The sequence below is a fragment of the Bacillus sp. NMCC46 genome (genome assembly GCF_002998465.1).
Classification (GTDB): domain Bacteria; phylum Bacillota; class Bacilli; order Bacillales; family Bacillaceae; genus Bacillus.
In genome coordinates, this window is record NZ_PVQZ01000004.1 from 371,456 (window position 1) to 389,911 (window position 18,456).

General features: G+C 39.6%; 17 protein-coding genes, 1 pseudogene and 1 riboswitch. Of the genes and pseudogenes, 8 read left to right on the forward strand and 10 right to left on the reverse strand.

Annotated features, from left to right (window positions below; all coding sequences use genetic code 11):
• Positions 1 to 280 precede the first annotated feature (280 nt).
• Complete coding sequence (locus tag C6Y01_RS13985) at positions 281 to 1,459, forward strand: Rap family tetratricopeptide repeat protein (protein WP_095285588.1); 1,179 nt, start codon at positions 281 to 283, stop codon at positions 1,457 to 1,459.
• A 100-nt stretch (positions 1,460 to 1,559) separates the two neighbouring features.
• On the opposite strand, the gene C6Y01_RS13990 is transcribed toward C6Y01_RS13985, so the two are convergent.
• The 4 genes from C6Y01_RS13990 to C6Y01_RS14005 form a co-directional block, all read right to left on the reverse strand.
• Positions 1,560 to 2,408, reverse strand: a complete 849-nt coding sequence (locus C6Y01_RS13990; protein WP_034660546.1) for a PRD domain-containing protein — start codon at positions 2,406 to 2,408, stop codon at positions 1,560 to 1,562.
• Positions 2,409 to 2,438: 30 nt separating this feature from the next.
• Positions 2,439 to 3,905 (reverse strand): glycoside hydrolase family 1 protein, encoded by a 1,467-nt coding sequence (locus tag C6Y01_RS13995; RefSeq protein WP_106038345.1) that lies wholly within the window; start codon positions 3,903 to 3,905, stop codon positions 2,439 to 2,441.
• Positions 3,906 to 3,909: 4 nt separating this feature from the next.
• Positions 3,910 to 5,769 carry a beta-glucoside-specific PTS transporter subunit IIABC gene (locus C6Y01_RS14000; RefSeq protein ID WP_034660550.1) on the reverse strand — a complete coding sequence of 620 codons (1,860 nt, stop codon included), beginning with the start codon at positions 5,767 to 5,769 and terminating at the stop codon, positions 3,910 to 3,912.
• Between the two features lie 310 nt (positions 5,770 to 6,079).
• Complete coding sequence (locus tag C6Y01_RS14005; protein ID WP_052004378.1) at positions 6,080 to 6,946, reverse strand: hypothetical protein; 867 nt, start codon at positions 6,944 to 6,946, stop codon at positions 6,080 to 6,082.
• Positions 6,947 to 7,165: 219 nt separating this feature from the next.
• Between C6Y01_RS14005 and C6Y01_RS14010 the strand changes: the two genes are divergently transcribed.
• Positions 7,166 to 7,717: a PadR family transcriptional regulator gene (locus tag C6Y01_RS14010; RefSeq protein WP_106038346.1), complete on the forward strand. Its 552-nt coding sequence runs from the start codon at positions 7,166 to 7,168 to the stop codon at positions 7,715 to 7,717.
• Between the two features lie 4 nt (positions 7,718 to 7,721).
• The gene (locus C6Y01_RS14015; protein WP_106038347.1) at positions 7,722 to 8,204 is read left to right on the forward strand and encodes a DUF4188 domain-containing protein; all 483 of its coding nucleotides are present in this window, start codon (positions 7,722 to 7,724) and stop codon (positions 8,202 to 8,204) included.
• Between the two features lie 11 nt (positions 8,205 to 8,215).
• On the opposite strand, the gene C6Y01_RS14020 is transcribed toward C6Y01_RS14015, so the two are convergent.
• Entirely contained in the window at positions 8,216 to 8,839 is a 624-nt protein-coding gene (locus C6Y01_RS14020; protein ID WP_034660554.1) for an NUDIX hydrolase, read from the reverse strand.
• 170 nt (positions 8,840 to 9,009) lie between these two features.
• Between C6Y01_RS14020 and C6Y01_RS14025 the strand changes: the two genes are divergently transcribed.
• Positions 9,010 to 9,216, forward strand: a complete 207-nt coding sequence (locus C6Y01_RS14025) for a helix-turn-helix transcriptional regulator (RefSeq protein WP_034323321.1) — start codon at positions 9,010 to 9,012, stop codon at positions 9,214 to 9,216.
• Positions 9,213 to 9,893, forward strand: a complete 681-nt coding sequence (locus C6Y01_RS14030) for a DUF3169 family protein (protein ID WP_060597653.1) — start codon at positions 9,213 to 9,215, stop codon at positions 9,891 to 9,893. The genes C6Y01_RS14025 and C6Y01_RS14030 overlap by 4 nt, the downstream gene beginning before the upstream one ends.
• A gap of 48 nt (positions 9,894 to 9,941) precedes the next feature.
• On the opposite strand, the gene C6Y01_RS14035 is transcribed toward C6Y01_RS14030, so the two are convergent.
• Positions 9,942 to 11,288 (reverse strand): amino acid permease, encoded by a 1,347-nt coding sequence (locus C6Y01_RS14035; protein WP_034660556.1) that lies wholly within the window; start codon positions 11,286 to 11,288, stop codon positions 9,942 to 9,944.
• Between the two features lie 162 nt (positions 11,289 to 11,450).
• Positions 11,451 to 11,530: riboswitch (glycine riboswitch) on the reverse strand.
• A gap of 261 nt (positions 11,531 to 11,791) precedes the next feature.
• Here C6Y01_RS14035 and C6Y01_RS14040 point away from each other — a divergent pair.
• The 3 genes from C6Y01_RS14040 (at position 11,792) to C6Y01_RS14050 (ending at position 15,348) form a co-directional block, all read left to right on the forward strand.
• Complete coding sequence (locus tag C6Y01_RS14040; protein ID WP_034660557.1) at positions 11,792 to 12,814, forward strand: LacI family DNA-binding transcriptional regulator; 1,023 nt, start codon at positions 11,792 to 11,794, stop codon at positions 12,812 to 12,814.
• A gap of 431 nt (positions 12,815 to 13,245) precedes the next feature.
• Positions 13,246 to 14,427, forward strand: a complete 1,182-nt coding sequence (locus C6Y01_RS14045) for an MFS transporter (RefSeq protein ID WP_095285584.1) — start codon at positions 13,246 to 13,248, stop codon at positions 14,425 to 14,427.
• Between the two features lie 18 nt (positions 14,428 to 14,445).
• Positions 14,446 to 15,348, forward strand: a complete 903-nt coding sequence (locus C6Y01_RS14050; protein WP_034660559.1) for a shikimate dehydrogenase — start codon at positions 14,446 to 14,448, stop codon at positions 15,346 to 15,348.
• Positions 15,349 to 15,387: 39 nt separating this feature from the next.
• On the opposite strand, the gene C6Y01_RS14055 is transcribed toward C6Y01_RS14050, so the two are convergent.
• From C6Y01_RS14055 to C6Y01_RS14070, 4 genes and pseudogenes are all read right to left on the reverse strand, one after another.
• On the reverse strand, positions 15,388 to 16,581 hold the full coding sequence (locus C6Y01_RS14055) for an MFS transporter (protein WP_106038348.1): 1,194 nt from the start codon (positions 16,579 to 16,581) through the stop codon (positions 15,388 to 15,390).
• A gap of 328 nt (positions 16,582 to 16,909) precedes the next feature.
• Complete coding sequence (locus C6Y01_RS19485) at positions 16,910 to 17,320, reverse strand: YxiF family protein (protein WP_446014160.1); 411 nt, start codon at positions 17,318 to 17,320, stop codon at positions 16,910 to 16,912.
• Between the two features lie 217 nt (positions 17,321 to 17,537).
• Complete coding sequence (locus C6Y01_RS14065) at positions 17,538 to 17,789, reverse strand: hypothetical protein (RefSeq protein WP_106038349.1); 252 nt, start codon at positions 17,787 to 17,789, stop codon at positions 17,538 to 17,540.
• 2 nt (positions 17,790 to 17,791) lie between these two features.
• A pseudogene (locus C6Y01_RS14070) lies at positions 17,792 to 18,456 on the reverse strand (T7SS effector LXG polymorphic toxin); the annotation flags it as partial.

Here is an 18,456-nt window from a genome sequence, read left to right on the forward strand (position 1 = left end):
CGTCGTTTACCTAAAATCACTTTATTTGTAATATACCAGTGATATTTTCGAACATAATCATAAAACCCAATGTATATATCCCTTTTTTAGACGACTAAAAAAAGATTTTAATCATTTGTAAAAACATTCAATCACCATTACAATTTCGTACATCACATGACCTTAGGTCCTTTTTATTACCTCTTGGCAATCACCTCGCAGAAATGATTATATTCTTCCAAAAATTGTGATATCGTTTTTTAGTGAAACAGGTGAAAGGATCTTAAAGAGGTGAAATTTCATGGCTATCATTTCTGCTGAACAGGTGGGGAACCGTTTAAATGATTGGCGAATTGCGATTCGCAAGCATGATGTACACAGTGCTAACGCAATGTACACAGAATTAAAGCAATTACTTCAAGAAATGGAAGAGAATCAGGAGGTCTTGACTTATTATTCATTGCTAGAAGGCAAGTATAAACTCATGTTATATGAACGGAGAGGTAAAAAACTGAATGAACAGACAGAGCTAGATTGCCCCTCTAAAACAAACGATTTAATTGAATACTATTTTTACCTATACAAAGCCCTTTACGCTTCATATAACAGGGACTATGCATCAGCCATTGGACTGTTTAAAATTGCCGAGAAAAAACTGCAAAACATTCCGGATGAAATAGAAGTAGCAGAATTTCATACGAAAATCGCAAACTTATATATGCTACTTCGTCAAAGCCTAATTTCTCTTCACTATATTCAGAATGCTATAGATATTTTCAAAAGTCATGAAGGATATGAAAGAAGACTAGCGACAGCCTTTGTCATCGCCGCTGCTAATTATATGGACATTGGCGACTTCATAAGAGCAGAAAACTACTACAAAAAAGCAATACACATCGCTGACAGTCTAAATGATCATTTTCTAACTTCACAGCTTTTTCATAATATCAGTATTCTGTATGCCGAAGCTGGAGAATCGAAAAAATGTATCGATGCCCTAGAAAAGGCTCTAAGTGATGAAAACTACCTCTCATCGTGCTATTTCCATCACTCCATGTTTATGTTAATCAAAGAGCTGCTCTCTATTGATGAAAGAACACAAGCTCTCTATTACTTCGAATTGGTCAACCAAAAACATGAATCAGAGAAATGCCCCATCTATACAGCAAAAATGAATTTGCTTTACCATCTATATTTTACTGAAGATATGGCTCAAAAAGCTCAAGCCTGTTTCGATGAAATCAGCATTCTAAAAGAATTAAAGGATGCTGAAGGTGCCTGTGAATTAAGTGCTCTAGCTGCAAAACACTTTGAGGAATTGGGTGACATTCATCAAGCCTATCTCTTTTTAAAGGAAGCCTATCACGGGAACCATCCTATACTTGACTGGAGGAATTCTAATGAAAAAAATGAGTTTATTGATCATCGCTTTAACCATCGTTGTTTTCGGACAAACAGCGTCTTTCAATTCGTTAAATGAGACGAATGCTGGTACAACAGAACGACCTATCGGAACTTAATATAAAAATTGGTCATAGCAAAGAACCACTTGCCTGATCACAAGGCAAGTGGTTCCACCATTATTTTAATTGCTGATAAGATATGAGGCGGTGTATATGTACCGCAAGATAAGTAAGCTCATCATTAGGAATGACGATACTATGCACCTGTTTAATATAATCTTTGATTTTAAAAGCAACATCCATCGCTTGAGGATACAAGTGTGCAATTTGTTCAAACAACTCATTTTCTTGATCTGAGAGTAATTTATTTGCATAAAATCTTTCTACAAAGAACTTCACATGTGTAATGAACCGACTGTAATGAATATTCTCTTGGTCCATCTTCATATTCAATGTATAGCGCACAAGATTGACAATACTCCCGATCATTTTGGCATATTTCATGCCATCTTTCGAATCAGATTCTTCACCTAATGCATTAATTAAGTGAAAGGCGATATTGGCGGCTTCTTCTTTTGGTAATTGTATGCCCAATGTATCATTGACTAACTCAAGTGCGTACTTCCCTACTTCAAATTCTTCAGTATAGTAATTTTTGATTTCCCAGTACACGCGATTCGTAATATTAATATTCTTTTTATGTCGTTCGACAGCAAAATTCAAATGATCCATTAAGGTAAAATAAACACCTGAATTTAGATTTGAATTTAACCGTTTTTCTGCATATTGGACGATGTGCTGAGTTAAATCGATAAACTCTTGAGGCATTGAATCTAACAGTTGAAGAAATTCTTTTGCTCTCATGTTATCGACTGACATAAAGACTTGGTCCGCTTTTTTCTCTTCTATCATTTGACCCGGTTTCTGTCCATAGCCAATCCCTCGGCCAAACAAAACCATCTCCTGTTGGTTCTGATCTTCAGCCAGGACCACACTCGAGTTTAAAACTTTTTTGATTTTAAACATCGTCATCACCTGTTTTCATGATTGTGGTGTTCAATCAAGCGATTCACCATTTGTCTCAATGACTTTTTGGTACCAATAAAATGAGTCTTTTCGAGATCGTTTTAAGGTTCCGTTGCCATCATCATCTTGATCTACGTGAATGAAGCCATAGCGTTTTGACATTTGTGATGTACCTGCACTAATAATATCAATTGAGCCCCAGCTCGTATATCCAAAGAGATCGACGCCTTCTTCAATCGCTTCTCTCATCTGACGGAAATGCTCTTTAAAATAGTTAATACGATAGTCGTCATGGATAGAGCCATCACTTTCAACTACATCCTTTGCACCCATTCCGTTCTCGACAATGATAAGAGGTTTTTGATAGCGATCATACAATTCGATTAAAGAAATTTTCAGACCAACCGGATCAATTTGCCAGCCCCAGTCAGTTGAAGGAAGATAAGGGTTTTTGACTCCACGAATCGTATTCCCTTCTGTCTGTTCTAATCCTTCTTGGGCTGATTCAGTTAAAGACATATAGTAGCTAAATGAGATAAAATCTACTGTGTTTTCTTTTAGAATGGTTAGATCATCTGCTTTCATATGAATATGAATATTTTTTCTCTCAAGCATACGTGTAATCAGTGGCGGATATTCGCCAAACACCTGAACATCTGCATAGAAGTAGTTTTCTAAGTTTTGTTTCAAGGCTTGTTCCACATCATTCGGATGACATGTATGCGGATACGTTGTCAATTTTGTCAGCATACACCCAACCTGGCTGCCTGGGATAATACGATGGCAATCTGCTGTTACAAGAGCAGATGCGACAAATTGATGATGAAGCGCTTGATACACCGCCTCTTCTACTTTTCCTTCGGGGCAACGATCAGGAATAATTCCTGCAGTAATGAATGAGTGGCGGTGTATACTATCAATTTCATTAAAAGTGAGCCAATATTTCACATCATGTTGATAACGTTCGAAACAAACATTGGCGAACTTCACAAAGAGATCGACCACTTTTCTTTCAACCCAGCCGTTATATTTCACACTAAGGGCTAAAGGCATTTCATAATGAGAGAGTGTCACAATCGGTTCTATGTTGAGTTTTTTCATTTCGGCAAATACACGATCATAAAATTGCAGCCCTTTTTCATTCGGTTCAGCTTCTTCTCCAGTAGGAAAGATCCGGCTCCATGCAATAGAAATGCGAAGTGTTTTAAAGCCCATTTCAGCAAATAGAGCCAAATCCTCTTTATAGTGATGATAGAAATCAACACCTCTGCGTTTTGGGTACTTTTTATCGTCTGGATCCTTTATTGCACGATCTATATTTTCAGAAGTAACAGCAAGATGTCCTTCATAATCTTCTACACTTAAATTGGAACGATACATTGCAATATCTGCAACTGATGGTCCCTTTCCATCTATATTCCAGGCGCCTTCTGCCTGGTTGGCGGCAATGGCGCCGCCCCATAAAAATCCTTTTGGAAAACCTTTAATTGTTGTCATATGATTAGCCTCCTAATTGTGTGACAACCATCAATGTATCTTGACGATTGACCTCTTGTAATGGCTGTACCTTTATATCATATTGATCTGTATTTGTGATTACAGCAAGTGTAACTGGATCATATCCTGCTGCTATGATTTTTTCTACATCAAATTCAATCAGTAAATCTCCTGCTTGAACACGTTCTCCTGCCTGCACTTTTGGATGAAAATACTGTCCTTCCAGCTGAACGGTATCGATGCCAATGTGGAATAATACTTCAACCCCTTGGTCCGTTTTCATACCAAGTGCGTGATTTGTTTCGAACAGCAAGGTCACCTCGCCATCTACTGGTGCATAAAGCGCTCCTTTTGAAGGTACTATGGCAATTCCTTCACCCATGACCTTTGAAGAGAAAATATCATCTTTTACTTCAGATAGAGAGATCATTTGACCAATCACAGGGCTTTTGAATGTTTCACCTGCTCCAATTTGTTCAGCAAATGCAGCTTGATCATTTGTCTTTTCTTCTACTGTTTTATCCTTACCTAATACAAAAGCAGCGATAAAGGCGACAATAAACGAAATGACTGCTCCAATGACAGCAAACATCAGATTTCGCGGGAGCTCATCTGAGATAAACATCGACATACTTGCTAATCCAGGGCCAACAAGTACAAAGGCTTGTATACCAACTAATCCAATGAAGATTCCGCCAACAAACGAACCAATCATGACACTTCCAAGGACCCGCTTATTTTGAAGTGTCACACCATACAAAGCAGGCTCTGTGATGCCAAAAAATGCTGAAATCCCTGCCGAAATGGCTGTTGATCTGAGTACCTTGTCTTTTGTGCGTAGTGCCACAGCGAAACACGCTCCACTTTCAGCAATATTATGTGCAAGTGATGCAGGTAAATAAAGCGCTTCTTTCCCAAGGGTCCCCATTGTTGTGACTGCATAAGGGACCATTGCTTTGTGCATACCTGATGCGACCATGAATGGGAGGACTGCTGCTAAAATTGCGACAGCTACCCAGCCTACTGTATTAAACATTGCAAGAATGATGGATGAAAAACCTTGTCCTGCTGTAAAACCAATCGGTCCTAATAGAAGTAACGTAACTGGTACAGTAATGACCAATGACATCATTGGGACAAAGAAAATCCGAATTGGTTTTGGTGAAAATCGTGTAAAGAATTTTTCCATTTGAGCGTAAAGCAATACAGAAAGGATTGCTGGGAACACTTGATACGCATAAGCTATATTTTTTACGTCGAATGTCATCAATTGCGCACCTTCAGTAAGCATAGCCGTCATGTTCGGAAGAAGGAGCGCACCGACTGCTGATAATGCGACCAGTGGGTTTACTTTTAGTTTATTGGCAGTCGTTACAGCGACTAGTAAAGGGAGGAAGTAAAGAGGTGCGTCCCCTACCATGTTCAATATTTGATAGGTTTGGCCCTTTGCATCCATCCAGCCTAATAAAGAGAAAAGGAGAAGAAATGATTTTAAAATCCCTCCGCCTGCGATAGCTGGAACAAGCGGCTGGAAGACACCTACAATGAAATCTAACAGAACTGTGCCTGCTTTTCTTTTTTCTTTTGGCTGATTGGAAGGCGCGTCTTTCCCTGATGAGCTGCTACCTATTAAACTTGTTAACTTTTGATACACTTCGATGACGTCATTCCCAATGACCACTTGGCATTGACCTGACATTCTGACAGCTATGACACCTGGCGTTTTTTCTAGAGCCGGTACATCTGCCTTCTTCTGATCAATCAGTGTGAAGCGAAGTCTTGTTGAACAGTGCTCAAGGTGCGCAATGTTTTCTTTGCCACCTACATGCTGTAAAACGTCTTTGGCAACCTGTGTGTAATCCATTTTTTCTCCCCCTTTTCTCATACATGAGACCTATATTTCAGCAATAAAAAAAGGACCTAAAACGACAAATTAAAGAAATTCATCGTTTTTAGATCCTGCCTGCATGACCAGTCACATGTCTAATTTATCAATATTGGATTTGATTTTAGTATATATTGAGTTAATGTAAGCGTCAACATATATTTTTGAATTTAAAAAATATTTTTTTACAAGTCTAATGTCATCAAAACGACCTCATTTTACTTTAGAGGAAATTTAAATCGAAAAAGTCAGATAGTCTCAAATGTCCTATCTGACTTAATTATTATCATTATTTTTTCTTTGCTTTTTTCTTTGCGGCATTTTTAAATGCTTCTTCTTGCTTTTGATATTGTTTCTTATTCACAGCTTTCAGTTTCATTTTTTCATTCTTTTTCCAAATCGGTAACTCAATATAGGAAGCCTCTACATCAGATGACCCTATCATCTTAGACAAGCCACACTTTATTTTTGGTGTGGGATATACCCAAAAGTTTTTAAAACCTGTGGTTCCAACTGCTTGATATTTTTCTTTTTTCAATGGCTTACTTTTCTTCCCTGTGGCTTTGGAGATTGTAATAGCTCCTGAAAAATCCCCTTCAAAAACGGCTTCTTCGATATCAAGGAAAATTTGATATGAATTGTTTTTTGCTGTATACAGATAGCCGTAGGCTTTATTTAAATTATCTGTGTATTTCCCTATGATCTCATAGTAACGGTCTTCTGCTGTATCGACGTACTCATCATAGCGCTTATCTATGGCTTTTTTGTATTCTTTTAATTTCTTCTCATCAACAGCTTGATAGCGTTTACTTTTCTTTGCTCCTTGCTTTTTGACCATGAGATCTTTTCCAGAAAAATAGATGTCATATACGATTGTTTTCTTCTTTTGTTGGACTTTAAGTTTGTATCCTTTTTTGGTGGTTTTCCCGGTTAGTTTGTATTTTGTTTTCACCATAAAAGGTTCAATTGGATCAATCTTAACACCCTTACCGTTTAGGTAACCCGTGACCTTGCCTTTCTTTTCAGTCACCTTCAGCCAACTGACATTGTCCTTTGTTTTATAAGCATATGCATAAGATTGATTCAGTGATTCTTTTTTAGCAGATGCTTTGTTTCCTCCAAAACTTCCAACACCAATCAATAGTGCAACAATCATGAACAATATTCCTATGTTCCTCAACTTCATTTGTACACCCTCCATTCTTTTATGAATAGATGCGCAAGCACTTTACACATCAAGTATATATTACCATATTTATGATTTATCTCCTGTATTTCAAAAATATAAATCTATCAATTATTATTTTCTTGCTTTTTATTCATTTCAAATTTATTGTATATCTAATTGATATATCTTTTAGATAGGTGTGCTGATATGAAAAAATACAATGATACGACGTATGCAATTTTAGGTATTTTAACGACAGATTGTAAGTCAGGGTACGAAGTGAAGCAATTAATTGATAAGAGCTTGCATCATTTTTGGAAAATTAGTTATGGACAAATTTATCCAGCTTTAAAGTTTATAGTCGAGGAAGGTCTTGCTGAGGTTTCACCCGCTTCTACGTCTGGCCGCTCAGACAAGCGGGAATATCATTTGACTGAAAAAGGGCTGAAGACGTTAAGGCAGTGGTTAGCGCAGCCGCTCGATCAGTTACCAGCAGAACGAAATGAAGTGTTATTAAAGTTATTCTTCGGTCAATATCTTTCGTTTGAGAAAAAGCTGGTGCTTCTACAGGATTATGAAAGGCAGCTTCGTATCCGTTATGAGACCTATGTTTCGATTGAAAAAAACATTCAAGAGCTTTATCCAGATGAAGCGGATGCGAAGTATTGGCTGTTTACTTTAGATTACGGAAAAAGAGTGGCTCAAGCGGGAATTGATTGGTGCGTGGAAACATCCCATTTGATGAAGAAGGAAGGGTAAATGAATGAAAAAAGACATACGTGCTGGCAGGTTTACAACAGAGAATTCTGACTCGATTGTTGTGTTCATTATCGGCATGCGGATCAACAAACGCTGGGCAGTTCATCAATGGCTGCCTGTGTTCATGGCGATGCCTGGCATGATCAAAGAGCTGTATACCCATCAAGATGAGCTTGGTTTCCTCGGGACAGAGAATTACTTTGGCTTACGCACGACAGCGATGATCCAATATTGGAAATCAACAGATGACCTCCTTGCCTATGCGAAGATGGAAAAACATTTGGCGGCTTGGAAGAACTTCCATCAGAAGGCTCAGAACAATGACGCAGTGGGCATTTATCATGAAACCTATCAAATTCAAGCCGGCTCGTATGAATCCGTCTATATGAACATGCCTTCCTACGGACTGAGCCAAGCGAGAGCTCCTATTCCAATTGGTAAAGGAAAACAAACAGTGAAAGAACGGCTGAAAACAACAAATTCCTAGAGAGCGAATCTCTAGGAATTTCTTTTTGCAACGGTCACAAAATGCTTTAATATGCGGGCTGTTAATCCCCAAATGGTGTAGTTTTCATAATCATAAAACCATTCCTCTATCGATCGGCTCCCCCAGCGGTACTTCTCACCATTCATGATTTTTTCATAAGGGAAATCCTCACCTGGTGTTGGCTGAACGGATACATGATGTAAGTACGGCTCATATTGGCTGAGCCATGATAGAGGCACGGTAAAGGTCTCTTCTACTTCTTCTTGATTGAAGGAGTGTTTCACTTTTTGTTCATCAATGATCCCGACATATGGGTAGACCACGAAGGATGGAGAAGCAATGTAAGGACTGAGCTGTCCAAGAATCTCCACCGATTCTGGCGGAATGCCCAGCTCCTCATATGTTTCCCGCAATGCAGCTTCCTGTGCTGTTTCGCTGCCGTCGAGTTTGCCACCAGGGAAGCTAATATCACCCGGCTGTTTTCTCATGGTCAGCGATCGCACCTCAAATAATATATGCCATTCCCCGTTTACTTGCACCAAAGGGACAAGGACCGCAGCTTTGAACGCTGTCTCTTCTCCAATAAATAACGGTTGTGATTGATGTAAGTCATTTTTTAATTGGTCAATGAACACGGACATCACCTGTTTTCTGTTTCTCTTTCCTTTAGCGTATCATGGTTCACCTTTTGATTAAAGATGATCTTTCTGACAATTATTTTTATCAATTTGACAACTATACTTGTCAAATTGAATACAATACTTTACAATCAAAGAAAGATTTCGATCAAAGTTGAGGTGACAGAATGAAAAATCGGCTAAAAGAGCTTCGTGCGCGTGATGGGTTGAACCAAACTGAGCTTGCAAAGCGTGCAAAGGTTTCTCGTCAGACCATCAGCTTGATGGAACGAGATGAATTAATGCCGTCTCTCTTGCTCGCTGTTAAGCTTTCACGAATTTTTCAGGAACCCATTGAACGTATTTTTCTATTCGAGGAGGATGAACTCACATGAAAACTGTATACAAAATGCTCTTAGGTGCTCTCCTTGGCTTTCTCGGCGCTTACTGTCTGCTGGCAGCCGAATTTGAGATGACACTTCTTGATGTTGCATTCGAAGCGACTCTTGTCATCAGCGGATTGACGATTCTATTGATTATTTATTGTTTTTCAGGGATTTCACGTATGAAAAAAAGAGTATCACTTTCGGTATCTGGTGATGAGGAGGATGAACTGGAAGCAAAACAGTATCGAACCTTTACTGATTTGACGTTAGCCAATACGGTGAGTACCATTTTGTCCATTATTGCCATCGGTATGGCCATCGTAACCGAGCAGCCTATTTGGCTGATTCTGGTCAATGTTACTTTATTTATCGTCACCATTATCAGTTCTTATGTAGCGATATCCGTTCTAAAGCTTGTCTACCCTAATCGCAACCTACCAAGCCCATCTGACAAAGATTATAGTAAAAAGCTGCTCGCTATTTCTGACGAAGGTGAAAAGCATGTGATGCTTGGCGGACTGTTTCACACATATCAATTGATGAATATCCTGTTGATCGGTGCCATGTTTATTTTGATTGTGTATTCCCTTGGGGCCAATCACTCTCAGCTCTTCTCAATCATGGTGATTGGACTTGTTTTAATCATTTTGAATGCAAATTATATGTTCAGGATTAGAAATCGTTAAATGAACAAAAGCACAGCCTAATGCAAAGGCTGTGCTTTTTTCCGTCCATTATGACGCACGGCGTTTCTTTCGTGCATAAATCAATAATAAGAAACCAAACCAAACCGGTGTTAATAAGAGCGCCGGACGTGTTGCATCCGCAAACAGCATGATTACAAGAATGGCAGCAAAGAGCACAAGAACACAAATGTTCACAAAAGGTGTGAACGGTGCTTTAAAAGTAGATGCCGCATGCAGTTCAGGCCGTGTTTTTTTATATTTCAAATGGCAAATTAAAATAATACTCCATACCCAAATGAAACAAATGGCGCTGATGGTTGTGACAATACCAAAGGCTTGTTCGGGAATCAGCTTGCTTAAAAGAGCACCGACCGATACCACAATCGTTGAAACGAATAGTGCATTACTTGGAACAGCGTGCTTGTTCAGACGTCCAAAGGAAGCCGGGCCCTGTTTTTGATGACTGAGATTATACAAAATTCGGCTTGTTGAGAACATACCGCTATTACAAGCTGAAGCCGCAGACGTCAAGACAACAAAATTAATAAGTCCCGCTGCTACTGGTATCCCAATCAGCCCAAAAGTTTTCACAAAAGGACTTTCTGATGCACTGAGCTCAGTCCATGGGTTGATACATAGTAAAACAAAGATGGCACCCACATAGAAAAATAGAATTCTTAAAGGAATTTTATTAATCGCAGACGGGATGTTTTTTTGCGGATTGGCTGTTTCTGCTGCGGACACACCGACTAGTTCCACTCCCACATACGCAAAGATTACCATCTGGAATGACAGTAAGAAGCCTGTGACACCATGCGGGAATAATCCGCCGTGTGACCAAAGATTCGTCACCGTCACCGGACCTGCATCTGTTTGAAAACCCATGATTAAAAGGACAATTCCAACGCCGATCAGTAATAGAATCGTAATGACCTTAATCAACGCAAACCAAAATTCCATTTCTCCGAAAAGCTTCACCGTTAATAAATTAAACCCTAGTAAAATCAACAAACAAATGATGGCAGGAATCCATTGCGGGATGTCAAACCAGTACTGCACATACACTCCGACAGCAATGACATCCGCCATCGCTGTCATAATCCAGCAAAACCAATACGTCCACCCTGTCACAAAGGAAGCCCAAGGACCGAGATAGTCCTCTGCAATATCGGTTAATGACTGATAGCCCGCCTTCGATAAGAGTAATTCACCAAGTGCCCTCATGACAAAAAAGATCGCCATTCCGACAATTAAATAAGCAAAAATGATCGATGGACCTGCCAATTGAATGGCCTTTCCAGAGCCTAAAAACAGCCCAGTTCCAATGGTTCCGCCAATTGCAATCAACTGAACATGGCGGTTTGATAAATCTCGTTTTAATTCTTGTTGTTCCAATGCTAACGCCCTCCTACGACACGATCTTATACTGAAATAATGAACCCTCAAAAAGTCCATAAAAAAAGAGATTGGATGCGCTCCAATCTCACGGTCATAAAAGAATAGCAAAATAGAGAAAAGCAATACACGGCGTCATCCATGCATTACAAATACAATATTTCGTACTCTTCTGTCCTTTTGCCTGAGATTGTGAACCCTTCGGCGCCGCACATACATGCGGTCTCTCCAGAAGCTGCTCCTGCCATAGTGTGACCCACAGCAATCATAGCCTTCGTTATTTACTTAAAATGATGCTATTTCTGAATAATTTCATATTTTACGCCTCTAGAAGAAAGCTGTCAATGGAAATCTTTTATGATTTCTGTCACTCTACCTGACATCACTTCATCAACACCCCTCATTAAGGTATAATAAATCAAAAGATGTTCGGCTCGTTTGATGGAGAAATCCATCCTGACCATGAACCAAGTTAGGCAATCCATTGAAGTTGGTGAAGATAAATGAAAAAAATGAACAAACAGCGTGTCACATTACAGGAAGTCGCCCGTCATGCCGGTGTATCGACTTCAACGGCCTCACTCGTTGTTCGAAACAACCCAAGAATCTCTGAAGCCACTCGAAAAAAGGTCCTGCAATCTATGGAGGAATTAGGATACGTGTATGACCGCGTCGCTGCTAACATGCGGTCAAAAAGTTCAAATATTGTAGGTGTGATTGTCACGGATATTTCAAACACGTTTATTTCTGAGTTTTTAATCGGCGTGCAAACCACACTTGAATCACTGGGCTATACCGTTTTACTTGGGACAACCTTTGACAGTGTCGATAAGCAGGAACGGCTCATTTCCACCATGGTAGAGCACCGAGTTGGCGGGATCATTTTAAACCCAGCTTCGAAAAGCTCTGCTCGGACGGTCAAACAATTAAATCAAATTCGCACCCCAAAAGTACTGGCAAATCGTGAATTAGCAGATGTGCATTGTGACTATGTCGGTGCTGATTATGAACAAGGCGCTTGGATGGCGGTCCATCATCTTCTTCAAAAGGGACATCGGCGCATTGCCTTTTTAGGCGGCATCAAGTCCTCCTCGACTTGGATTGACCGAATGAAAGGGTTCAAAAGAGCCCACGACGAGGCAAACCTAACAATTGATGAATCTCTTATTATTGATATGGAACCGACTCGTGAAGGCGGGAAAGAAGCACTCGCCCAAGTCATCGATCAGCCCGATCCTCCTACCGCTATTTTTTGTTTTAGTGACTTAGTTGCGTTTGGGGTCATTCAAGGACTGACATCACGTGACATCAAGCCTGGTGAAGATATCGATGTAGTTGGATTCGATAACATCCCTGAAGCGGAAATGTATCACCCGCCGCTCACCACTGTCTCTTCATTCCCACGGTCCATCGGGGTAAAAGCAGCGAACCTTTTATATCATAAAATGAACGAGCAGGATGAAGAGCTGCAGCGATTGATCTTAAAGCCTCAACTTCATATCAGAGAAAGCTCTACCTCATCGTGAAAAGGAGAATTGTGTATAGCAATTCTCTTTTTTTATTGAGCAAGTCAATCATTTCTTTGTTTCATTTTTCTTTTTTTAAATCACAAAGTCATAAACTTGACACATTTTAAACACAGGAGTATATTTATCTCGTTGCTTCTTTTAGTATATCGTTATACCTATTTCTGTGTATCGTTGTTTTTATCAACATCAGTTAAAAGTGGACTTTTCTGATTCTGATCAAATTATGAAGATTCACTTTCTAATCAAGGCTGTTTTTATTTTTTTATTTTAGTAGAACGATATACTTAATTGAAGAACAGATGAATATTCATTATTTTTTCATCAATCACATAAGGGGTGTTGTGATGGGCTTTATGTACATTCATAAAAAGAACAACCGACATAAAAAGATTTAACCCTAAAAGGGTTGCAAATATAGGAGTGGGAACATGAAAAATCCTTATATTAAATCGTCACTCGGCATGTATTTAAATTACTTCATGCTCGGCATGATCAATATCATTGTAGCGTCCAATATGGATAGCTTATCTGAACGCTACCATGTAGATATTACGAAAATCAGCTTGCTTGTATCGGCGATCGGAATTGGTAAACTGATTGCTCTCTTTTTCTCTGGCCGGTTAGCAGACCGCTGGGGACGTAAGCCTGTCATTATTACAGGGAACTTTCTTTACTTATTATTCTTAATCGGTATTCCAACGACAACGAATTATACATTGGCATTTATCTTTGCGATTTCAGCCGGGATTGCAAACTCATTACTTGATTCGGGAACATATCCTGCTTTGACAGAATCGTTTCCTAAAAAGGCAAGTTCAGCTTCTGTTTTAGTGAAGGCGTCCGTTTCAATTGGAGCGACTGTTCTTCCATTTATCTTGGCGTTCCTTATTGCACATGACATCTTCTGGGGCTGGGCGTTCTTTGGGCTAGGACTTCTTTATTTACTTGTAGGGATTTACTTGATCTTTATGCCGTTCCCGAACCATAAGCAAGTCTCTACACAAGATGACCTTCCAGTGCAGGAACAAATGAAGGAAGAACCTAAAATGTTGGGTGAAGGCTTAGCCGTCGTGCTCATGGGATTCACGTCTACTGCATTGTTTGTCGTATGGCAAACGTGGCTTCCACAGCTCGGATTGAAATTGATTGGGCTTGGCGCAGGACAAGCGACACAGCTTCTTTCTTATTTTAGTATTGGTGCCCTTGTGTCAGTTCTACTGCTCTCAATTGTATTAGATAAATTCATTTCGCCGATTATGGTCGCAATCATTTATCCAGTTGGAGCATTTCTTGCCATGCTTTCACTATTTCAAATTGAAACGTATAGCATTGTCATTGTCAGCACCTTTTTCTTAGGATTATTTACAGCAGGGATCTTCCAGCTGGCGATGAGTATTATGATGAAATTATTCCCTACAAACAAAGCAACGGCTTCATCATACGTCAACATTGCGGCAAGCTCAGCGTTTATTCTTGTGCCGCTCATTACAAGCGGTTTGGTCAGCACGTACGATATTAAAATGACGTTATTTTTCGATATGATCATTGCGGTTATTAGCGTATTGTTAGCGGTCTTTGTTCTTGGACGCATGAAAAAATTGTTTAGATAATTAAAGGAGATGTCAATCATGACAAACATACATGAACGTAATATTGATGGAAAAACAAAATTAGTAGGCCTTCTTGCTACACCAATCGGACACAGCCTGTCACCACGTATGCATAACCTTGGCTATACACTAACAGGAATCAACTACGCTTACCTCGCATTTGAAGTAGGGAATGAGGAACTAGAAGCAGCTGTCAACGGTATGAAAGCAATGGGTGCAGCTGGGTTTAACGTTTCTATGCCGAACAAAATGAAAGTGCTAGACTACTTAGATGAACTAGATGATTCTGCAAAATACACACGTGCAAGTAACACCGTCGTAAACAAAGATGGCAAACTGATTGGCTACAACACAGATGGTCTTGGTTACGTGAGAAACTTGATTGAACATGGCGTTGAATTAGCTGGACAAAAGGTTACACTAGTCGGATCTGGCGGAGCTGCAACACCGATTGCCATTCAGCTTGCACAATCAGGTATTCGTGAAATTAGTATTTTTGCTCGTAATGATCAATACTTTGTTCAAGCAGAAGAAAATGTAAATTACATCAACAACGAAATGACATCATTTGGTGTCAAAGCGAACATTTTCCCACTTGAAGACAAAGACGCTTTCCGCCGTGAAGTAGCTGAAAGTGCAATCTTAGCAAATGGGACAAGCCTTGGCATGAAACCACTAGATCAGCTCAGCATCATCGATGATACGCTTGATGTCCTGCGTGAAGATTTAATCGTGACAGACGTCGTATATAACCCGCAAAAAACAAAGCTCCTTGCGCAAGCACAGGAAGCTGGTGCCAAAACCATTAACGGTCTTGGCATGATGCTATGGCAAGGTGCACTTGCTTACAAACTCTTTACTGGTGAAGATATGCCAGTTGATCAAGTGAAACAAATTCTTTTTGAAAATGACCGTTTCTAAACAAAAGAAAGACGACTTCCTGAGCGGAGGTCGTCTTTTTTATTCATGGACCATGATTTGGCGGTATCGATACAGAATATACAGTGCACCGATAATAGCGGCAACTGCCACCACCGCATCGAACAGAAAGATTTGTAAAATGGTCGAGTGACTTTCAATTAAACCTGTTACGACCGGAATGACAATAGCCGACACCCCGCCGGCTGTGGAGATAATCCCTGTCATCGTTCCTTTGTTCTTCCAGAAGAATTCAGCCATCACCGTTAACGTCAGCTGAAAAACACCGGCTGTTGAGAATCCCAATACAAAGGCATTGACAGTTCCGATGACTGGGGATTTCACGACCAATAGTACACAGATGGAGACAAGTGTAATGATTGGATAGATCAGCAGCACAGTGACTGGACGGACAAAACGTCGCAAAAGAAATGCGAGCAATAAGACAGACAGCAGCCCGCCCATGCTATAGTAACTAAGCAGCTTCACAGCACTCCCTGAAGCCATCCCCAATATGGTCTCACCGTAAGTAGGCAGCCAAATTTGTGGCAACGCATACAGCCCATTTGACGTAAAGCTGATCACAATGAGTGCAATCCCTTCTCTCCAAAACGTAGGCTCTGTCGAGAAGCGCGGAAGTCCGTCATGCTCCGTTACCTGGACTTGCTCCACCTTGCGATGATTCGGAAATGGCAAGCTCCACAGCATCAAGACATTCACAAGATAGATCAGAGCAGGAACAAAAAATGCCATTCCATAAAACAAATCATGCTCTGCTAAAAAGAAAATCGCCAGTGGTAAAATGGTTGCCCCAATCGAGATAAAGGCCTTCACCATCACATTCGCAGATCCCGAGTTTTGAGGAAAAGCCTCCATTAACGCTGGATACGTTCCTGCATCCATCGCCGAATTCGCCACTCCTGCCAAAATCGCAAACGCAAACGCAATTTGATAATTCGGAGACAATGGGATTCCGATGAGAAACACCGCCATCAGCACACCCGAAACCAAAATGACCGGCTTTCGCCCAAAACGATCTGACAGCACGCCCGATAGACCATACGTGAGCACCCTGCCAATGCCGAGCGCCGAAATCATATAACTAATTCCCGCACTATTGGTATCTAACTGTTTGATTAAAAATGGCATATTTGAAGCCAAAATAATATTGACCATACCTAATAAAAAATAATTGATATAAAGACTAGAAGCCGTTCTCACATACGGATTTCTCATCCTGACACACCCCTCAACACCATCGCAATGAAGTGACAAATAATGGTTACGCTTACAAGATCTCATATGTGAGGAAGAACAGCTTTGCAGCCTTCACGTTCATACATCTCATCATGTCATGCAGCTCACAGCTTACATGCCCTTCATGTATCAAGCATTTCTTCAATTTTTCACTCTCTTATTTTATACGAATGCGAAAGGTAAAGATAGTGAATTGCTTAAATTTGAGGGGAATGCTGTAGCGAATATTCCCTGGGAAATGCAGAGGGATTATTAATAATGGATATAGTTTTTAATCATTGTCGTTTTGGAGGCATCATAAATAAATTCATGATATTAGCCCCCACGTACTAAACTCGTAATAATATTCCGTTCTCTCTATGCATAAACCAAAACGAAAATCCTCTGCGACTAAAATAAAATCTCCGTATCCACTTAAAAATTTCGTTTGCTCAAGAAGCTGGTTTAAATGGCTGAAAACTTCATTCAAGTTCAATAAAACCGCTTCAATTTCATGCTCTCGAAAAAATATTAATCTACCTTGTGTAGGAGTTACTTTCACCTGGCTGACCATTTCCTTTAACATGTGTGCAGACTTCTCAATATGCTCTCGATAGTGGTTTCCGTGTATTTGAATTTTATCTTCTCTCGATTGAAGGAAAGTAAATACCTTCTGACAATATAATTGATTTTCTTCTATACTAAAAATGGATTTTCTGGCAGTGTCATATAGCTTAATTCGATCATTAAGTGTTTTCTTCTGCTTTTTCTTTTTAAGGTTTCGATTTTTGGTTTTTGGTTATTATTCATAAATTTACCTTTCTTCTTAATGTATACAATTAAGAATTTTACCAAAAATCTGGTCAAAGCAGCACTTACCACTGTAACCAAGCTAATTTTGCTTATCTAAATAAAAAACTTGAAAGGATTCTACCAATCAAGTTTTTTTATAAATTCTAAGATTCAAAAGCTGTTCTTTCAGGAAATATGCCACCTTCTCTTACTAAGCATACTGCCAATCTTTGAGCCGCTCGATCAAAATAAAATTCATTGGGGAGATTTAAATCTGGTAAGCTTTCTAACTCTCTAAACTTCCTTGTAATTTTACTTAACTCAATTTTCCCCATTGTCTCTTCATTAGGCCCAAATTTGTAAACTACAGTTTTTTCATCTTCATATTCCTTCAATAATAAAACATACGCAGCCAATTTTATTCCTCCTTTGGTGGGTACCAAGGACGCCCAGATTCAACTGTTTTATCATGTGCAGTCCTGTAATCAGTCTTGAATATCCCTTCAAACTTTGATTCAAAAAGTTCATGATTTAATAAATCAATATCATTCTTTTTATAAGTACCTTTTTGCAACCTATCCCACGCTTGTGCAATTTGATAATCTGAGTCAAAACGCCCGACCCCATGTTCTTTTATATGTTCTTTTATAAATAAATGATCCTTTATTCTTTGTATCCTGTGTTCGGGCATTCCAGTATTTTTAGCTATAGGCTTAATATCAGCTTTTGTCTTTCTAAAAGATTCATACATTTCTTCTGCCTTATCAAGTTGTTTTAGATATGCATCTATTGAAAGTTCCCTACCACCAGTTTGAATTCTATCAGCACTCTTAAAACCTATTTTACCATGAAACTCTTTCGTCCCAAACGGCAAAAACATCCCCAGCGCCGCATTCATACTCGCTTCCTGCTGTTCTTTCGAGACCTTATTTCCAAACATGTCTCTACCTGTAATTGCTTCACTGAAACCGTTGGTGGCGGTGAGGCCATATAAGCCTTTTTGTGATGTTTTTAAGGCGTCAAAGGACTTTTGTGACGTCTTGTAGACGTCGACTGCCCTGACTGCGGCTGATGTGGCTTGAG

What these genes read in the sequence shown, in the direction of transcription:
- C6Y01_RS14045 (WP_095285584.1), top strand. Translation starts at nt 13,246, where the DNA reads ATGAAAAATCCTTATATTAAATCGTCACTCGGCATGTATTTAAATTAC.
- C6Y01_RS14010 (WP_106038346.1), top strand. Translation starts at nt 7,166, where the DNA reads ATGAAAAAATACAATGATACGACGTATGCAATTTTAGGTATTTTAACG.
- C6Y01_RS14030 (WP_060597653.1), top strand. Translation starts at nt 9,213, where the DNA reads ATGAAAACTGTATACAAAATGCTCTTAGGTGCTCTCCTTGGCTTTCTC.
- C6Y01_RS14055 (WP_106038348.1), bottom strand. Translation starts at nt 16,581, where the DNA reads ATGAGAAATCCGTATGTGAGAACGGCTTCTAGTCTTTATATCAATTAT.
- C6Y01_RS14005 (WP_052004378.1), bottom strand. Translation starts at nt 6,946, where the DNA reads ATGATTGTTGCACTATTGATTGGTGTTGGAAGTTTTGGAGGAAACAAA.
- C6Y01_RS14000 (WP_034660550.1), bottom strand. Translation starts at nt 5,769, where the DNA reads ATGGATTACACACAGGTTGCCAAAGACGTTTTACAGCATGTAGGTGGC.
- C6Y01_RS14025 (WP_034323321.1), top strand. Translation starts at nt 9,010, where the DNA reads ATGAAAAATCGGCTAAAAGAGCTTCGTGCGCGTGATGGGTTGAACCAA.
- C6Y01_RS13990 (WP_034660546.1), bottom strand. Translation starts at nt 2,408, where the DNA reads ATGTTTAAAATCAAAAAAGTTTTAAACTCGAGTGTGGTCCTGGCTGAA.
- C6Y01_RS14040 (WP_034660557.1), top strand. Translation starts at nt 11,792, where the DNA reads ATGAAAAAAATGAACAAACAGCGTGTCACATTACAGGAAGTCGCCCGT.
- C6Y01_RS13985 (WP_095285588.1), top strand. Translation starts at nt 281, where the DNA reads ATGGCTATCATTTCTGCTGAACAGGTGGGGAACCGTTTAAATGATTGG.
- C6Y01_RS14050 (WP_034660559.1), top strand. Translation starts at nt 14,446, where the DNA reads ATGACAAACATACATGAACGTAATATTGATGGAAAAACAAAATTAGTA.
- C6Y01_RS14015 (WP_106038347.1), top strand. Translation starts at nt 7,722, where the DNA reads ATGAAAAAAGACATACGTGCTGGCAGGTTTACAACAGAGAATTCTGAC.
- C6Y01_RS13995 (WP_106038345.1), bottom strand. Translation starts at nt 3,905, where the DNA reads ATGACAACAATTAAAGGTTTTCCAAAAGGATTTTTATGGGGCGGCGCC.